The 16,210-nt window shown below is 72.5% G+C and carries 14 protein-coding genes; 8 read left to right on the top strand and 6 right to left on the bottom strand.

Annotated elements, in window-relative coordinates; translation table 11 throughout:
* Nucleotides 1-57: 57 nt before the first annotated feature.
* On the top strand, nt 58-1,239 hold the full coding sequence (locus NV263_RS19245; RefSeq protein WP_263247779.1) for an acyl-CoA dehydrogenase family protein: 1,182 nt from the start codon (nt 58-60) through the stop codon (nt 1,237-1,239).
* Nucleotides 1,240-1,266: 27 nt separating this feature from the next.
* Nucleotides 1,267-2,175 carry a VOC family protein gene (locus NV263_RS19240; RefSeq protein WP_263247778.1) on the top strand — a complete coding sequence of 303 codons (909 nt, stop codon included), beginning with the start codon at nt 1,267-1,269 and terminating at the stop codon, nt 2,173-2,175.
* Between the two features lie 222 nt (nt 2,176-2,397).
* On the opposite strand, the gene NV263_RS19235 is transcribed toward NV263_RS19240, so the two are convergent.
* On the bottom strand, nt 2,398-2,652 hold the full coding sequence (locus NV263_RS19235) for a ferredoxin (protein WP_263247777.1): 255 nt from the start codon (nt 2,650-2,652) through the stop codon (nt 2,398-2,400).
* Complete coding sequence (locus NV263_RS19230) at nt 2,652-3,797, bottom strand: 3-ketosteroid-9-alpha-hydroxylase subunit A (protein ID WP_263247776.1); 1,146 nt, start codon at nt 3,795-3,797, stop codon at nt 2,652-2,654. The genes NV263_RS19235 and NV263_RS19230 overlap by 1 nt, the downstream gene beginning before the upstream one ends.
* Nucleotides 3,798-3,933: 136 nt before the next feature.
* Here NV263_RS19230 and hsaA point away from each other — a divergent pair, with 136 nt between their 5' ends.
* Nucleotides 3,934-5,100, top strand: coding sequence for a 3-hydroxy-9,10-secoandrosta-1,3,5(10)-triene-9,17-dione monooxygenase oxygenase subunit (hsaA, locus tag NV263_RS19225; RefSeq protein WP_263247774.1), 1,167 nt, complete (start codon nt 3,934-3,936; stop codon nt 5,098-5,100).
* Nucleotides 5,101-5,373: 273 nt separating this feature from the next.
* Here hsaA and NV263_RS19220 read toward each other — a convergent pair whose 3' ends face one another.
* Nucleotides 5,374-6,885, bottom strand: a complete 1,512-nt coding sequence (locus NV263_RS19220; RefSeq protein WP_263247772.1) for an FAD-dependent oxidoreductase — start codon at nt 6,883-6,885, stop codon at nt 5,374-5,376.
* A 151-nt stretch (nt 6,886-7,036) separates the two neighbouring features.
* Here NV263_RS19220 and NV263_RS19215 point away from each other — a divergent pair, with 151 nt between their 5' ends.
* Entirely contained in the window at nt 7,037-7,651 is a 615-nt protein-coding gene (locus tag NV263_RS19215) for a TetR family transcriptional regulator (protein WP_263247770.1), read from the top strand.
* A gap of 125 nt (nt 7,652-7,776) precedes the next feature.
* Here NV263_RS19215 and NV263_RS19210 read toward each other — a convergent pair whose 3' ends face one another.
* Nucleotides 7,777-9,150 carry an MFS transporter gene (locus NV263_RS19210; protein ID WP_263247768.1) on the bottom strand — a complete coding sequence of 458 codons (1,374 nt, stop codon included), beginning with the start codon at nt 9,148-9,150 and terminating at the stop codon, nt 7,777-7,779.
* A gap of 375 nt (nt 9,151-9,525) precedes the next feature.
* Between NV263_RS19210 and NV263_RS19205 the strand changes: the two genes are divergently transcribed.
* The gene (locus NV263_RS19205; protein WP_263247767.1) at nt 9,526-10,146 is read left to right on the top strand and encodes a VanZ family protein; all 621 of its coding nucleotides are present in this window, start codon (nt 9,526-9,528) and stop codon (nt 10,144-10,146) included.
* 525 nt (nt 10,147-10,671) lie between these two features.
* On the opposite strand, the gene NV263_RS19200 is transcribed toward NV263_RS19205, so the two are convergent.
* Nucleotides 10,672-11,025 (bottom strand): twin-arginine translocase TatA/TatE family subunit, encoded by a 354-nt coding sequence (locus NV263_RS19200; protein ID WP_380757655.1) that lies wholly within the window; start codon nt 11,023-11,025, stop codon nt 10,672-10,674.
* A gap of 387 nt (nt 11,026-11,412) precedes the next feature.
* Between NV263_RS19200 and NV263_RS19195 the strand changes: the two genes are divergently transcribed.
* From NV263_RS19195 to NV263_RS19185, 3 genes are all read left to right on the top strand, one after another.
* Entirely contained in the window at nt 11,413-13,143 is a 1,731-nt protein-coding gene (locus NV263_RS19195; protein WP_263247765.1) for an NRAMP family divalent metal transporter, read from the top strand.
* Between the two features lie 16 nt (nt 13,144-13,159).
* The gene (locus tag NV263_RS19190; protein ID WP_263247763.1) at nt 13,160-14,476 is read left to right on the top strand and encodes a magnesium transporter MgtE N-terminal domain-containing protein; all 1,317 of its coding nucleotides are present in this window, start codon (nt 13,160-13,162) and stop codon (nt 14,474-14,476) included.
* A 177-nt stretch (nt 14,477-14,653) separates the two neighbouring features.
* On the top strand, nt 14,654-15,112 hold the full coding sequence (locus tag NV263_RS19185; protein WP_263247761.1) for an RrF2 family transcriptional regulator: 459 nt from the start codon (nt 14,654-14,656) through the stop codon (nt 15,110-15,112).
* Nucleotides 15,113-15,278: 166 nt separating this feature from the next.
* Here the strand turns inward: NV263_RS19185 and NV263_RS19180 are convergent, their stop codons facing one another.
* Nucleotides 15,279-16,184, bottom strand: a complete 906-nt coding sequence (locus NV263_RS19180) for a sulfite exporter TauE/SafE family protein (protein ID WP_263247758.1) — start codon at nt 16,182-16,184, stop codon at nt 15,279-15,281.
* Between the last annotated feature and the right edge of the window lie 26 nt (nt 16,185-16,210).

Raw genomic sequence — 16,210 nt, 5'->3', positions numbered from 1 at the left:
GAGTGGCGGTCGCGGCCGGCCGGAACGGCCGCACGAGCGGGAAGTGAGGGACGGCAGATGTCCGATGTGCTCGAAGCGGTCGAGGCGGCGGCCGAGGAGATCCGCGCCCAGGGACCGATCAACGAGAAGCTCGGCAGGCTCAGCGACGACGCCGCCAAGGCGGTGCGCGGCGCCGGGATGATCCGCATGTTGCAGAGCCGTGACCACAGTGGACTCGAATGCCACCCGCGCGAGTTCGCCGAGGCGGTGATGCGGCTGGCCTCCCTGGACGGCTCCGCCGGGTGGGTCGCCGGGGTCGTCGGCGTGCACCCGTGGGAGATGTCCATGGCCGACCCCCGGGTGCAGCAGGAGGTGTGGGGTTCCGACCCGGACACCTGGATCGCCTCGCCGTACGCGCCGATGGGCGTGCTGCGGCCGGTCGACGGCGGCTACGTGTTCAACGGCCGCTGGCAGTTCTCCTCGGGAACCGACCACTGCGACTGGATCTTCCTCGGCGGCCTGCTCGGCGACGAGACCGGCAAACCCGTCCAGCCCATCCGGTCGATGCACGTGATCCTGCCGCGCTCGGACTACACGATCGTCGAGGACTCCTGGGACGTCGCCGGCCTGCGCGGCACCGGCAGCAAGGACGTCGTGGTCTCCGACGCGTTCGTCCCCGACTACCGGGTGATCGCCTTCGACCGGCTCATCGACGGCACTCTGCCCAAGGAGGCGGGCCTGACCAACCCCACCTACCACGTGCCGTTCTCCTGCATGTTCCCGCTGGGCATCACCTCGGCGGTGATCGGCATGGCCGAAGGGGCGCTCGCCCACCACCTCGCCTACCAGCGGGACCGGGTGCAGATCACCGGCACCAAGGTCCGCGACGACCCGTACGTGCTGCCGGTGATCAGCGAGGCGGCCGCCGAGATCCAGGCGTCCCGGGTGTCCCTGGTGGACAACGCGTGCCGGATGTACGACGCGGTCGCCGCCGGGCGGGAGGTCTCGTTCCACGAACGCGCCGTCGGACGCCGCACCCAGGTGCAGGCCGCGTGGCGCGCGGTCCGCGCGGTCGACGAGATCGTGGTGCGCTCCGGCGGCAACGCGATGCGGATGGACAACCCCATCCAGCGCTTCTGGCGCGATGTCCACGTCGGACTCTCCCACGCGATCCACGTCCCCGGGGCCGTGTTCCACGCCTCGGCGCTCACCCAGCTCGGCATCGAGCCGCCGGAAGGCCCGCTGCGCTCGATGATCTGACCAACCTCGACGACGATGGGAAGGACCATGACGCATATCCGCGGACTCGGCTACCTGCGCGTGCAGACGCGCGATCTCCCGAGGTGGCGGGAGTTGACCGTCGACGCGCTCGGCCTGGCCGTCGGCTCGGGTCCGTCGGCCGACGGGCTGTACCTGCGGGTCGACGAACGCCGCGCGCGGCTGGCCGTGCTGCCCGGTGACACCGACCGGGTGCTGTCGGTCGGCTGGGAGGTGCGCGACCAGTTCGCGTTGCGCGAGGTGGCGCGGACCGTGGCGGAGTCCGGGATCGCCGTGCACCGGCTCGGTCAGTCCGAAGTGGACGAACTCGGGGTGGAGGAGGCGATCTCCTTCACCGACCCGGCGGGCACCCCGACGGAGGTGTTCTGCGGGCCGGTGCTCGACCACAGCCCGGTCGTGACCCCGCGCGGCCACCGGTTCGTCACCGGCGAGCAGGGGCTCGGCCACGTGGTGCTGCCCACCACGGCCATGGACGACACCGTGTCGTTCTACGCCGAGGTGCTCGGTTTCCTGCCGCGCGGTGCGATGCGCGTCGGCGCCGCCCCGGACGGCACGCCGCTGCGCGTGCGCTTCATGGGCGTCAACCGGCGGCACCACAGCCTCGCGGTCTGCCCGGCGCCGAAGGCCGCCGACCCCGGCCTGGTGCACCTGATGCTGGAGGTCGACAGCCTCGACGCCGTGGGGCGCGCGCTGGACCGGGTGCACGAGCTGGGCTTCTCGATCTCCTCCACCCTCGGGCGGCACACCAACGACAAGATGGTGTCGTTCTACGTCCGCGCTCCCGGCGGCTGGGACATCGAGTACGGCACCGGCGGGATGCTCGTCGAAGAATCCCACTACACCGCCGAGGAGATCACCGCGGACAGCTACTGGGGGCACGACTGGTCCGGCTCGGAGCCGCTCGCGGCGTTCGGCTGACAGGCTGACTTCGAACTCGTTGTGCGTGGCGGTGCCGGTGGCGGAACCTCAGCGGCCGGCTCGACTGCGGAAGCCCCTCCTTTTGTATGTCCAATACACGGCGTCGGGGCTGTCCTCGCGAGCCGACCGCTGAGAACCCGCGGCGGTGCGGGCTGCGAGACCACTCACCGAAAGAGAAAGCGGCTCACGCCGCTTACCGAGGATCCAGGACCGGGCCCGTCATCAACCCAGGACCGGCAGGTCGCCGCGTTCGGCGGCGGTGGCGATCGCGGTGCGCAGGGTCGGGCAGGAGTCCACGTGGACGCCGCCGCGCGCCCGCTCGGCGGCCTCGCGCTGCGCGCACGCCGCCACCGCCTCGGCGTTCCACTGGATGCTCGTCTGCTCCCAGCTGCTCTTGCGGACGCGCACCAGCGCGGCGCAGCCGGTGCACCGGACCGGCTGCATCGGCGCGTCCAGGATCCGTTCGTCGGTGCGCATCAGACGCGCCCGGCTTCCGCTCGGCGCGCCAGGTTCTCGTCGACCTCCCGGCGCCACGCCTCGTTCGGGCGCGCGGTGTCCAGTTCGAACTCGAAGCGGTCCACCATGTCCGGGGTGACGTCGGCGACGTCCACGTAGAACTGCTCGTACCAGCGGCGCAACTGGTAGACCGGGCCGTCCTCCTCGCACAGCAGCGGATTGTCGATGCGCGCCTTGTTCTTCCAGATCGCCACGTCCTGCTCGAACCCGCCCTTGATGAACTCGGCCATCCGGGCCGCGGCCTCGTCGGCGGCGTCCGCGGGCAACTGGTCGGTCTTGTGCACGATGATGCCGTACTGCAGCACGAACGAGTTCGCGTCGATCGGGTAATGGCAGTTGATCAGCACCGACTCGACGTCGAACCGGTCGTAGCGGTACACCAGGTCGTCGATCATGAACGACGGCCCGTAGTACGACGCCACGGAGTCGTGGCCGATCAGCACCGGCTCGCCCGCGGCGGGGACGTGCACGTCGTCGCGGCCCAGACCGCGCTGGATCTGCGTCGCGACGTGGCCTTCGAAGACGTTCTTGAAGTACGTCGGGAACGAGTAGTGCACGTAGAAGAAGTGCGCCATGTCCACGACGTTGTCGATGACCTCGCGGCAGTTGGCGTGCACCACGGTCTCGTACCACAGCCAGTCGGTCCACTCGTCGCTGCTCGCGCCCTCGATGCGCGGGATCGCCACGTCCTCCGGCGGCGCGCCGCCCTCCGGGTCGTTCCAGACGAACAACATCCCGTCCTGGTCGAGCGTGGGCCAAGCGGCGGTCCGCGCGCGCAGCGGAACCCGGCGGCTGTACGGGATCTGCTTGCAGCGCCCGTTGCCGCCCCACCGCCAGTCGTGGAACGGGCAGGCGACCTCGTCCCCCTTGATCGTGCCCTGCGACAGGTCCCCGCCCATGTGCCGGCAGTAGGCGTCGAGCACGTTGATCCGCCCGTCGGCGCCGGCGAAGACCACCAGCTTCTGCCCGAACGCGTTGATGGCATGGGGTTTCCCGTCCCTGAACCGCTCGGACAGCCCCAGGCAGTGCCAGCCGCGCGCGTACCGCGTGGGCGCGGCGGCGGCCTCGATCGAGCGGACCTCCTCGGCGCTCGTCGGCATCCTCATCACCCCTTCGCCTCGTCGGTGCCCAACGTAGGCAGCGAACGGGCCGGTCAGCCCCCGAGTCCCGCTGACCGGAACCCGCCGCCGACGTCCCGGCCGGGCGCCCCGCAGCATCAGCGGTGGACGAAGGGAGACCCGGTTGAACGACGACGTCCTGGCCCGCGTGCGAGCCCTGCTGCCCGCGCTGGCCGAACGAGCCCCGCAGGCCGACGAGCGGTGCCGGCTCGCGCCGGAAACGGTGCGCGACCTGGTGGAGTGCGGGGTGCTCCGGATGCTGCAACCCAAGCGCTGGGGCGGACTGGAGAGCCACCCGCTGCGCTTCTACGAGGTGGTCCGCGAGCTCGCCGGGGTTTGCGGCTCGACCGGCTGGGTGGCCGGCGTGCTCGGCGTGCACCCGTGGCAGCTCGCGCTGTTCCCGGAGCAGGCCCAGCGGGACGTCTGGGACGACGACCCGGACGCGCTGATGTCGTCGTCCTACGCCCCGGTCGGCCGGCTGACCCCGGTCGACGGCGGCTACCGGCTCAGCGGGCACTGGAGCTTCTCGTCCGGCTGCGACCACGTGTCCTGGTCCCTGCTGGGCGGCGTGCTGGTCGGCTCGGCGGGCCGCCCCGTCGACTTCCTCACCGCGCTGGTGCCGCGCCGCGACTACCGGATCGACGACGTGTGGGACGTGGTGGGCCTGCGCGGCACCGGCAGCAACGACATCGTGGTGGCCGACGCGTTCGTCCCCGAGCACCGGGTGATGCGCAACTACGAACTCGCCCAGCTGCGCGGACCGGGGCAGAAGGTCAACCCCGGACCGCTGTACCGGATGCCGTTCGGCGCGGTGTTCACCACCGCGGTGACCTCGCCGATCGTCGGCGCGGTCGCCGGCTGCTACCGCGACTTCCTGACCGCCACCCGCGACCGGGTGCGGCTGAGCTACGGCGGCGACCGGTTCGCCGAGGACCAGTTCGCGCAGGTCGCGGTGGCGCGGGCGGCCTCCGAGATCGACGCGGCGGTCCTGCAGCTCGACCGCAACCTCGACGAGCTGCACCGCTGCGCGGTCGACGGCGCCGGGATCCCGATGGAACTGCGGGTGCGCGCCCGCCGCGACCAGGTCCGCGCCACCGAACGCGCCCTGCACGCCATCGACCTGCTCTTCAAGGCCGCGGGCGGCACGTCGCTCAAGCGCGGCAACCCGATCGAACGCGCCTGGCGCGACGCCCACGCCGGCAGCGTCCACGTCGCCAACGACGCCGAACGCGCCCTCGCCCTCTACGGCAAGAACGCGTTCGGCCTCACCGTCGAGGACGGCTTGGTATGACTGAAAACTGTTGAACTCGTTTCGGGCAGCGGTGCCGGTGGCGGAACCTCAGCGGCCGTCTCGGCTGTGGGAGCCCCTCCTTTTGTATGTCCGATACACGGCGGAGGGGCTGTCCTCGCGAGACGCCCGCCCGTCGCCCGACCACCCACCCCCCACGGAGGCGCTGACGCGCCGCTGTGCTTGTCGGAGAACCCGCGGCGGTGCAAGTTGCTTGCGTACTCACCGAAAGAGAAAGCGGCTCACGCCGCTTGCCGTGTCCTTCCGGGACCAGGCTTACAGCCCCGCCATGTCCCGCGCCGCCCGGTAGCCGAACACCATGGCGGTGCCGATCGGCACCCCCGGACCGGGGTAGACGGCGCCGGTCAGGGATGCGCTGGTGTTGCCCGTGGCGTACAGGCCGGTGATCGCCGAGCCGTCCTCGCGCAGCACCCGGCCGGCGGTGTCGGTGCGCAGCCCTCCCTTGGTGCCGAGGTCGCCGAGGACCACGCGGGCGGCGTAGAACGGCGGGCGGTCCACCGGCACCAGGCACGGGTTGGGCCCGTCGCCCGCGGCGAAGAAGCGGTCGTACTCGTCCTCGCCGCGGTGGAAGTCGTGGTCGACGCCCTCGGCGGCGAAGGCGTTGAACCGGGCGGCGGTGGCACTCAGCGCGTCGGCGGGAACACCGATCAGCGCGGCGAGTTCGGTCAGCGACTCGGCGCGCTGCCAGGTCCCGGCCGCGAGGTGCTGCTCGGCGGGCACGTCCGGGATGGCGATCGCGGGCAGCCGGCCGCGGGAACGCGCGTCGAACACCAGGTGCGCGGGCAGCCGGGCAGCCGCCAGGGCGCGGCCCATCCGGTCGTAGGGCAGCGACTCGTTGGCGAACCGGCGGCCGTCGGCGTCGACGATGAACCCGCCGCGCAGCCCGAGGGTGAACGCGCCGCCGCCGTCCGGCTGGGCCAGCCCGGGGCACCACCACGCCTCGCCGTGCAGATCGGTGGCCGCGCCGATCGCGGTGGCCGCGTCCAACGGTTCCCCCGAGTTCGTCTCGGCCGGGGCCATCGACCAGGCCGCGCTGCCCGGCACGCCGTGGCGGTCGCGCAGCGCGGCGTTGCGCTCGTAGCCGCCCGAGGCCAGCAGCACGCCGCGTCGCGCGGCGAAGCGGCGCTCGCCCGCCCGCACCCCGACGACCCGGCCGTCCTCGACGACCAGCCGGTCCACGGCGGTGCCGGTGCGGATCTCGCAGCGCCCGGTGCCGGTGCAGGCCAGCAGCAGCCGACCGATCAGCGCCCGCCCGCCGGTCAGCGGACCGGGCGGGTGCCCCAGTCCGCACCGGTCCCGTTCGACCGGTGGGCGCACCAGCGCGGCCCGCTCGCCCAGCTGCTCGGCGGGCAGGTCCAGCGGCATGAACGACCGCCCGCCGGGCACCCGCCCGGGCGCGGCGAAGTAGTCCGGGAACGGCTGCCAGCCGAACTCGATCGCCGGGTCGGACTCCAGCAGCGCGACCAGTTCCGCCGCGGTCGCCACGAACGCCTCCTGCCGGTCGGCGGTGTCCTCGCCGAGCAGGGCGCGCAGGTAGTCGCGCGCCGCGTCGGCCGAGTCGTCGACCCCGGCACGCCGCTGCACATCGGTGCCCGGCAGCCAGCACGCCGAGCCGGAGTAGGCCGACGTGCCGCCGAGCACGGCGGTCTTCTCCAGCACCGCGGTCCGCAGTCCCGCCGCGGCCGCGGCGTAGGCGCCGGTCAGCGCTCCCGCGCCGGAACCGACGACCACCACGTCATAGCTCTCGTCCCAGTCGGCTGCCCGCACGTCGTTCCCTCCCGGTCGGTGACGCGGCCAGCCAACCGCAGACCGCGTCGCCGCGCGGCCCCGATCCCGATGAGCGGTAACGGGCGGGCGCGCGCCGACCCGACCGGTGCGACCATCGGCCCGACGCACCCGAGCCGCCAGTGGGGGAGCAGTGCCGAGAACCGCCGACGCCAGGCCGCCCGCCGAGCCCAGCTCACCCCGGCAGAAGGCGCGGTACCGGCGGATCCTGCGCACCGCGGCGGATCTCGCGGCCGACCGCGGCCTGGACCGGGTCCAGATGATCGACGTGGCGCGGGACGCCGGGGTCGCGATCGGTACGCTCTACCGCTACTTCCCGTCCAAGACGCACCTGTACACCGCCGTGATGGCCGACCAGGTGGAGCGGCTGCGCGCGGCCACCCCGCCGCCGGATCCCGCGCGGAGCCCGCACGACGCGGTGTCCGAACTGCTGCTGCGCGCGAACCGGAACCTGTTGCGCCGCCCCGCGTTGGCGCTGGCGATGATGCGGTCGGTGCACCTGGCGCACGCCGCGCGGGTGGCCGACGCCGGCCGCATCGACCGCACCGTCCACGACCTGCTGCTGGCGACGCTGGGCGTGGACCGGCCGACCGCGCGGGACGTGGCGCTGGTGCGGCTGCTCGTCCAGTGCTGGTACGGACTTCTGACGTCCACTTTGAACGGTCGGACTTCCCGCCCGGAAGCCGAATCCGACCTGCGCCTGGCCTGCCGAGTGCTCGTGCGGGCCCGGCAGGAGGGGGCTACATGATGTCGGGGCTCCCGGAGCCGGTGTGGCTGTGGCGCGCAGCGCCTCCGTGGGGGGTGGTGGTCGGGTGACGGGCGGGCCGCTGAGGTTCCGCCACCGGCACCGCCACGCAAAGCACTTCCGAAACACTAGTCCTCGTTGATGGTCTCCAGGGTGCGTCCTGTGGTGCGTGGGCCGAGGATCGCGACGTCGGCGATCACCACCAGCATCGCGATCACCACGACCGCGAACACCGTGCCCGGGCCCGCCCGGTGCAGCAGCGGGACCAGGACGAACGGCATCAGGGCCGTGGTGAGGCGGCTCAGCGAGTAGGCCGTTCCGGCGGCGGTGGCGCGCACCTGCGTCGGGTACAGCTCCACCTCGTAGGCGTGGAAGCCGTTGGAGAAGAAGTTGCTCGCCACGGTGTAGGCGAAGCCGAACGCCAGGATCGCCGCCGGTGTCGAGGAGTTGCCGAACGCCAGGCCCAGCACGACCATCCCGCCCGCCGAGCCGACGACCAGCCACTTGCGGTCCACCCGCTCCATCACCGGGATCGACAGCGCCGAGCCGATCGGGTAGCCCAGGTAGGTCGCGGCGGTGAACGCCAGCGACGACGCCGTCGAATACCCCTTCGCCGTGAGGATCAGCGGTACCAGCGAGCCGAACCCGTAGTAGCCGACGGTCTGCACGGTCTGGAAGATCCACAGCATCGCGGTGCGCCGCCGCCACCGGCCGGTGAACAGCACCCGCAGCGGGACCCGGCCCGCCGCGGCTTCGGACTCGCGCTCGGGTTCCGGCAACCGGCCGTGCTCGGCGACCGCGGTGCGCTCCAGGTCGGCGACCAGCTGCCGCGCCTCGTCGCGCCTGCCCACCGACTCCAGCCAGCGCGGGGACTCCGGCAGGTTCCGGCGCAGGAACCAGATGATCACCGCGCCCAGCGACCCGATCACCATCAACCAGCGCCACCCCGCCACGCCCAGCGGGGCGTGCGGCGTGAGCAGGCGGGCCAGCAGCCCGACCACCGGGATGCCGCAGAAGCCGAACGTGAACGCGATGGCGATGCGGCGCCCCCGCACCCGGGCGGGCATCAGGTCGGCCAGGTACGCCGAACCCAGCGGGAGTTCCGCGCCGATCCCGAGCCCGGCGACGAACCGGGTGATCACCAGCATCCCCAGCGAGGTGCTGAACGCGCCGACGAGCGAGAACACCGAGTACACGCCCAGCGTGACCAGGAACGCGGTGCGCCGCCCGAACCGGTCGCCGAGCCGGGACAACCCGATGGCGCCGACGAAGGCCCCGATCCACGCCGAGGAGATCAGCACCGGCAACTGCTCCCGGGACACCCCGAAGTCGTCGACCAGCACCACCGACAGCACGCTGGCCAGGAACACCTCGTAGAGGTCGAAGAAGAAGCCGAGGCCGACCACGAGCGTGGCGCGGCGGTGGGCCGAGGTGATCGGCAGCCGGTTCAACCGGCCGGCCACCGAGCCGTTCGGGCTCGGCGGCGCGTGCTGCTCGGACACGCGAACCTCCGGTGACGACACGTCGCTCGCCCGTTCGGCGGAGCGCTGCCAGCCTGCGCAACGGCACCCGGCGCGTCAAGCACGTTTCGATCAAGACGGCCACCTCGTGCTCGGCGCCCGCCGGGCGGGTTCCACTGCCGCGGCGGGCGGTGAAAATTGTTCGCGCGACCGGGAAAACGGCAATGCCGATTGACATTTTTCCCGCAGGGCAATTGGTTCTGGCGGATAGTCGCCAGTTTTCGGCGGTGTCGTCGAACCGTGCGTTAGCGTGGTGATCAACGCCGAGGTCGACACCATTCCATTCCGCGCGACTCGGATCGGTGCGGACAGCAACCCTCCCCAGCAGAACCGGTGTGCTCACGAGGTCGTGCGATCATGGAACAACTCCTGGACGATTTCCTCCGCGTCACCAGAATTTTCCTCCCGGTCTTCTTGGTCGTTCTCCTCGTTTCGGGTGCGTGGCGCGCTCGTAATGCGACGATCGGTGCGAGCACCCGCGAAGCGGCCGTCGACGCCGCTCTGGTGTATTCCGGGCTGTGCGTGGCCTATCTCGTGTTCTCCCCGCAACCGCAGTGCCGGACGGCGGTGGAGCTCGAACCCGGCGCCGACCTCCTGCAGGCGCTGGGGTCCGCCGACGACCTGCTGCCGTGGATGCAGTTGGTCGGCAACGGCGTTCTCCTGCTGCCGCTGGCGGCGCTGGCGCCGCTGCGCGTCCGCCCGCTGGACAGCGTCCCGAAGATCGCGCTGGCCGGACTGCTGATCTCGGTCGGCATCGAGCTGTCCCAGTACCTGTTCGTCGTCGGCCGCACGACGTCCACCGACGATGTGCTGCTCAACACCGCCGGTGCGGTGCTGGGCGGCTTGCTCCACAGGGCGGCGGTCCTGCGGCGCGCCGCGGTCGGCGAACCGGAGATCGTGTCCGCATTGGACAGTCGAGGTGGGGCGGCAGGCGGCGTCGAGCGGGAGGGGACGCTGCGGACGTCGGTGTCACCGTGAGATGTTCACCGCGGCCGACGTTCGTCGCGTGCGATTCACCCGCGATGCACCGGTTCTGTCGGTGCCCGGGCGTATGCTGCCCGCGTGGCTGTCGCGTTGTGGGGGTTCCTCTGCGTCGTCTGCGTGCTGGACGGCCACTGGTGCGTCGGAACGGTGGGACTGGTGCTCCTGGTGGCCTGCGGCCCGCGCCGCCCCCGGAACCGCCGGTCCGCGCGCGATGATCGCGCTCCGGTGGGCGCACCCGACCCGGGGGCTTGCGGTGTGGCCGCGGCGCGGGGTTCTCACAGAGCCTGTCTTTGAACCTGCTCCCGGAAAGGGGTGTGGCAAGCGGCGCCAGCCGCTTTCTCTTTCGGTGAGTGGTCTTGCAGCTTGCACCGCCGCGGGTTCTCAGCGGTCGGCTCGCGAGGACAGCCCCGACGTGGTGTATTGGGCATACATGAGTCGGGGCTCCCGGAGTCGAGACGGCCGCTGAGGTTCCGCCACCGGCACCGCCACGCAAAACGAGTTCAAAGACAGGCTCTGAGCTCAGGTGGCTTCCGCGTCGAAGGGGGAGGGCTGACCGGGTTCCGGCGGCGGGGCGGCCGGGGGACCGCCGTGCGGGGCCGGGCGCTGGTCGTCCGCGCCGAGCAGGTACTCGGTGGCCGCGCGGCGCGGGTCGAACCCGCGCAGCGCGTTGAGCTGCTGGAGCGGCTCCCGCAGCCGGCGGTAGTCGTCGCCGAGGTCGTCGCTGAGCCGCTGCTGCGCGTCGGCGGCGTACGCGCGCACCTCCCGCAGGGCGCGACCGGCCCACGCGGCGGCGTGCGGCAGCCGCTCCGGTCCGAGGATGAAGAACCCCGCGACGAGCAGGATGGCGAGGTGTTCCAGGCTCACGCTGACCATCTCCGGATGACGCTGTGGGACCACCACGGTACCGCCGTTATCGCAGCTCGGAAGCCTCGGGGTGGCCGACGCAGGTCCGGTTGACAGGCCGGGCCGGGGGACGTGTACTCCGGTTGCGCGCGGTGTCCGCGCCACGCGTGCACGCACGGCGAGGAGGTGGCGGATGAGACCCGGCTGTCGATGGTCGGAGCGCCCCGGCCCGCTGGCGCGCACCGACCGCTGAACGACGCGTCCGTTCCCCGCACCGGGACGGGGTCGGCGCTCGGCGGGGCGGATCCGGCATTCGACGCACCCCCGGGCCGCGAAGGCGGCTCGCCCGGCGAACCCTTCGGCACGATCGGCGAGGTCGGGCACGGGCAGTCCGCCCCGGACGGGAGGGACGGCGTCATGACCGACAACAGTTCCCACGCGGACGAACCCGAGCGCGACCGTCCCCGCAGCGGAGCCCCGCCGCCGGGCCGACCGGGCGCGCCCCGCCCACCGGACCGCCGCGCCGAGAGCCCCGCGCGGACGGCGGTGCTGGACGAGGCGCACACCGGCGACATCCTGGGCGCGCTGGGCACCATCCGCCGCGAGGACGTCGGTCCGCGCGCGGGCCTGTCGGCGCGGCTGAAGACGCTCATCGCCATCGTCGGTCCCGGGCTGATCGTGATGGTGGGGGACAACGACGCCGGTGCGTTCGGCACCTACACCCAGGCCGGGCAGAACTACGGCACCACGCTGCTGTGGACGCTGTTGCTGCTGGTGCCCGTGTTGTACGTGAACCAGGAGATGGTGCTGCGCCTCGGAGCCGTGACCGGCGTCGGGCACGCGCGGCTGATCCTGGAGCGGTTCGGCAGGTTCTGGGGCGCGTTCAGCGTGATCGACCTGTTCCTGCTCAACGCGCTGACGATCGTCACCGAGTTCATCGGCGTGAGCCTGGGGCTGTCCTACCTCGGGCTGCCGAGGGTGCCCGGGGTGCTGGTGTCGGCCGCCGTGGTGATCGCCGCGGCGAGCACCGGTTCGTTCCGGCGCTTCGAACGGGTCTGCCTGGCGCTGGTGGCCGGGAGCCTGCTGCTGGTGCCGATCGTGGTGCTGTCGCACCCGCCGCTCGGCCAGGTCGCGCGCGACTTCGTGGTGCCCGCGCTGCCGGGCGGCGCGGAGCTGTCCACGGTGATGCTGCTGATCATCGCGATCGTGGGCACCACGGTCGCGCCCTGGCAGCTGTTCTTCCAGCAGTCCTACGTGATCGACAAGCGCATCACCCCGCGGTTCATCGGCTACGAGAAGGCGGACCTGTGGATCGGGCTGGTCGTCGTGGTCGTCGGCGCCGCGGCGATGATGGCGTTCACCGCCGCGGCGTTCGCCGGTCAGCCGGAGTTCGGGCAGTTCACCGACGCGGGCGGGGTGGCTGCCGGCCTGGGCCGGTACGTCGGCGCCACCGCCGGGGTGCTGTTCGCGCTGGCGCTGATCGACGCCAGCATCATCGGCGCTGCGGCGGTGAGCCTGTCCACCGCTTACGCGATCGGCGACGTGCTCGGCCTGCGGCACTCCCTGCACCGCAACATCCGGGAGGCCAAGGGCTTCTACGCCGTGTTCGCCGGGGTGCTGGCGGTCTCGGCGGTCGTCGTGGTCGTCCCGGGAAGTCCCCTGGGGCTGCTGACCGAGGGCGTGCAGACCCTGGCCGGCGTGCTGCTGCCGTCGGCGTCGGTGTTCCTCCTGCTGCTGTGCAACGACCGGGAAGTGCTGGGGCCGTGGGTCAACGGGCGCGGGCGCAACGTGTTCACCTCCGCCGTGATCGCCGTGCTGGTGATGCTGTCGACGATCCTCACGGCGAGCGTGGTGTTCCCCGGCATCAGCAGCACCGCGATCGTGACCGTCCTGCTCACCGGAACGGTGCTGGCCGTGGCCGTCGCGGTCGCGGTGGCCGTGCACCGGCACCGCCACCCGCCGGAGACCGGGGAGGTGCGCCGGGACCGCGAGCGCCGCGCCACCTGGCGGATGCCCCCGCTGGCGCTGCTCCGGCGTCCCGAGCTGGGCATCGGCAGGCGGCTGGGGTTGACCGTGCTGCGCGCCTACCTCGTGGTCGCGGTCGGCATGGTCGTCGTCCGCGTCGTCCAGATCGCACTGGCCCGCTGATCGAGGGGGAACCGCCATGACCTCCCATCCGCACCGCGACGACGGCGGGACCGCCGTCGAACGGCGCACGCTGTCGCTGTCGCGGCTGCTCAAACGCGGTGTGCTCGGCGCGAAGGGACAGCACCTCGGGCGCCTGGCCGACGTGATCGTCCGCCTCCGCGGGACCGAATACCCGCTGGTCACCGGCCTGGTCGCGGACATCGGCGGACGGCGCATCTTCATCCCGGCCGAGGTGGTGGCCGACTGGCACGCGGAGAACGTCCAGCTGGTCACCGCCAAGGTGGATCTGCGGGAGTTCGAACGACGTCCCGGCGAGGTGCTGCTGTCGGCCGACATCCTCGGCCACCGGCTCATCGACATCCCGCGAGCGCGCCTGGTGCGGGCCGTCGACCTGGAACTGGCGCGCACCCCGGACGGCTGGGTCCTGTCCGGCGTCGGCACCCGGGTCCGGGGGTGGTGGCGCCACGCGATCGGCCACCTGCGCGCGGGGAAGGGCGGAACCTGCTGGCGGGACTGGAAGGCGTTCGAGGCGCTGATCGGGCACGCGCCCTCGGCGACCGCCCGGACCGGCGTCTCGCGGCTGCGCCGGCTCAGGCCGCCCGAGATCGCCGACCTGGTCGAAACCGCCTCGCGGGAGGAGCGCAGCGAACTGCTCGCCCAGGTCCACGGCGACCCGGAACTGGAGGCCGACGTATTCGAGGAGCTCGACGACGACGAGCAGTCCCGGTTGTTGCGCGACCGCAGCGACTCCGAGGCCGCGGCCGTGCTGACCCGCATGGAGGCCGACGACGCCGCCGACGCCCTGCTCGACCTGCCCCAGGACCGGCGCCGCCCGGTGCTGGACCTGCTCCCGCCGCCGCAGCGGACCAAGGTCACCGCGCTGCTCGGCTACAACGCCACGACCGCCGGCGGCCTGATGGGGCTGGACTTCCTCGCGCTGCCCGCGGACACGACCGCCGCGCGGGCCCTCGACCGGATCCACGCCGCCCGCCACCTCCCGGCCGAAGCGCTCACCACCGTCTACAGCCTGGACGGCGAGCAGCGGTTGCGCGGCGCGGTGTCGCTGGTCGCGCTGGTGCAGGCCGAGCCGGAGAGCCCGCTGTCGGAGATCGCCGAGGCCGATCCGGTCCGGGTGGACCCGGCCGCGGACCTGATCACCGCCGCCTGCCTGATGACCGACTACGACCTGCTCACCCTGCCGGTCGTCGACGATGACGACCACGTCCTCGGCGTCATCACCGTCGACGACGCGCTCGAAGCCGTGGTCCCGGACAACTGGCGGCACCGCGAACCCGAGCCACGTCAGGCCCACGAGGAGGAGGGAGCGGACTAGGGCGCGGCCAGTCGGTGATCCACTGTGGACGGAAAGCCCGTGGTCGGCCGGAGGGGCGCAGGCGGTGCCGCGCCGACCGGCGCGGCGCGCCACCGGAGGTGGCGGTGTTCCCGCCGCCGCGGAACGCGACCCGACCCGCCCCGCGCTGCTGACCTTCCGGTCAGTGATACTTCAACCATGCGAATCACGGCGCGGGCGGAATACGCGGTGCGCGCGATGGTGGAGTTGGCCGCCGTCGGCGAGCACCAGACCCTGAGCGCGGAGGGCATCGCCTCCCGCCAGGGGATACCGCGCGCGTTCCTGCTCGGCATCCTCGGCGAGCTGCGCCGGGCCGGACTGGTGGCCAGCGTGCGCGGCTCGTCCGGCGGGTGGAAGCTGGCAAGGCCCGCCGAGGCGGTGACCCTGGCGATGGTGGTCCGCGCCGTGGAGGGCCCGCTGGCCCAGGTCAGCGAGACCCGCCCGGAGGAGGCCCAGTACCAGGGCCGGGCCGAGCCGCTGCGGCTGGTGTGGGTCGCGTTGCGGGCGAGCATCCGCGAAGTGCTCGAACACGTCACGATCGACCAGATCGCCGGGGACACGCTGCCCGAGCACGTCCTCGCCCGCACCCGCGACGCCGACGCCTGGACCTCCCGCTGAGGAGCGTTCTAAACGCTCTGCGGGAGGGGCACATGAGTCAGGGCTCCCGGAGTCGATGTGACTGTGGCGCGAAGCGCCTCCGTGGGGGGTGGTGGTCGGGTGACGGGCGGGCCGCTGAGGTTCCGCTCCCGGCACCGCCTCGCGAAACGAGTTCGAAGACAGGCGGCTAGACGCGGGGCTGCGCGGTGTCGGCGGCCACCGCCGCCACGGCCGGGCGGTGGCGCAGCCGGCGGACCGCGGCGGAGATCCCGCCGAGCACGATCAGCGCGGCGCAGGCCAGTGCCGTGGTGTTGTTGGGGACCTCCCACAGCTTCAGGCCGGACGCCAGCAGCAGCACCGCCAGGGCCCAGCGCAGGATCCCGGCCGGGGCGCGGGTGGACAGCTTCGCGCCGAGGTAGATGCCGGGGATCGCGCCGATCAGCACCGTCCCGGCCAGCCCCAGCTTGGCGTCGCCGACGATGAGGTGCCCGGCCGCGGCGGCGGCCACCAGCGGTAACGCCTGCACCAGGTCGGTGCCCACGAGCTCGTTGGCGCGCAGCTTCGGGTGGGCCAGCATCAGCATGACGATGATCAGCGAGCCCGAGCCCACCGAGGTCATCCCGACGATCAGCCCGCCGACCAGTCCGATCAGCAGCGTCGGCACCGGTCGCACCCGGGCGCGGGCGTCCTCGGCGGCGGCCTCGCCGCGCCGCCGGGCCAGCAGCACGCGGGCGAACATGCCGGCCACCGCCAGCAGCAGCGCCCCGCCGACCGCCAGCTTGAGCCTGGCCTGCAGCACGTGGCCGTCGCCGAACAGCGGCAGCAGGAACGCCCCGGCGAACCCGGCGGGCACCGCGGTCGGGACCAGCCACTTGACCAGGTCCCAGCGCACGGTCCGGGCGCGGTGGTGGACCAGCGCACCGACCGGTTTCATCGCCACCGAGGCCGCCAGGTCGCTGCCGACCGCGGAGCTGGGGTTGACGCCGAACACCAGCACCATGATCGGCGTCATGAGCGCCCCGCCGCCCATGCCGGTCAGCCCCACGGAGAAGCCGACCAGCGCACCGGCCAGCACCAAAGGCCAGAAATCCATACGGGTGACCGTAGAGATAGTTGACC

The organism is Saccharopolyspora rosea (assembly GCF_025643595.1).
Classification (GTDB): domain Bacteria; phylum Actinomycetota; class Actinomycetes; order Mycobacteriales; family Pseudonocardiaceae; genus Saccharopolyspora; species Saccharopolyspora rosea.
Note: the sequence above shows the minus strand (reverse complement) of the source record. Positions and strands in the feature narration are given on the sequence as shown.

Excerpts from the sequence above, each read along its gene's own strand:
- NV263_RS19205 (WP_263247767.1), top strand. The coding sequence starts at position 9,526 with ATGGAACAACTCCTGGACGATTTCCTCCGCGTCACCAGAATTTTCCTC.
- NV263_RS19180 (WP_263247758.1), bottom strand. The coding sequence starts at position 16,184 with ATGGATTTCTGGCCTTTGGTGCTGGCCGGTGCGCTGGTCGGCTTCTCC.
- NV263_RS19195 (WP_263247765.1), top strand. The coding sequence starts at position 11,413 with ATGACCGACAACAGTTCCCACGCGGACGAACCCGAGCGCGACCGTCCC.
- NV263_RS19240 (WP_263247778.1), top strand. The coding sequence starts at position 1,267 with ATGACGCATATCCGCGGACTCGGCTACCTGCGCGTGCAGACGCGCGAT.
- NV263_RS19200 (WP_380757655.1), bottom strand. The coding sequence starts at position 11,025 with ATGGTCAGCGTGAGCCTGGAACACCTCGCCATCCTGCTCGTCGCGGGG.
- NV263_RS19190 (WP_263247763.1), top strand. The coding sequence starts at position 13,160 with ATGACCTCCCATCCGCACCGCGACGACGGCGGGACCGCCGTCGAACGG.
- NV263_RS19235 (WP_263247777.1), bottom strand. The coding sequence starts at position 2,652 with ATGCGCACCGACGAACGGATCCTGGACGCGCCGATGCAGCCGGTCCGG.
- NV263_RS19230 (WP_263247776.1), bottom strand. The coding sequence starts at position 3,797 with ATGAGGATGCCGACGAGCGCCGAGGAGGTCCGCTCGATCGAGGCCGCC.
- NV263_RS19245 (WP_263247779.1), top strand. The coding sequence starts at position 58 with ATGTCCGATGTGCTCGAAGCGGTCGAGGCGGCGGCCGAGGAGATCCGC.
- NV263_RS19185 (WP_263247761.1), top strand. The coding sequence starts at position 14,654 with ATGCGAATCACGGCGCGGGCGGAATACGCGGTGCGCGCGATGGTGGAG.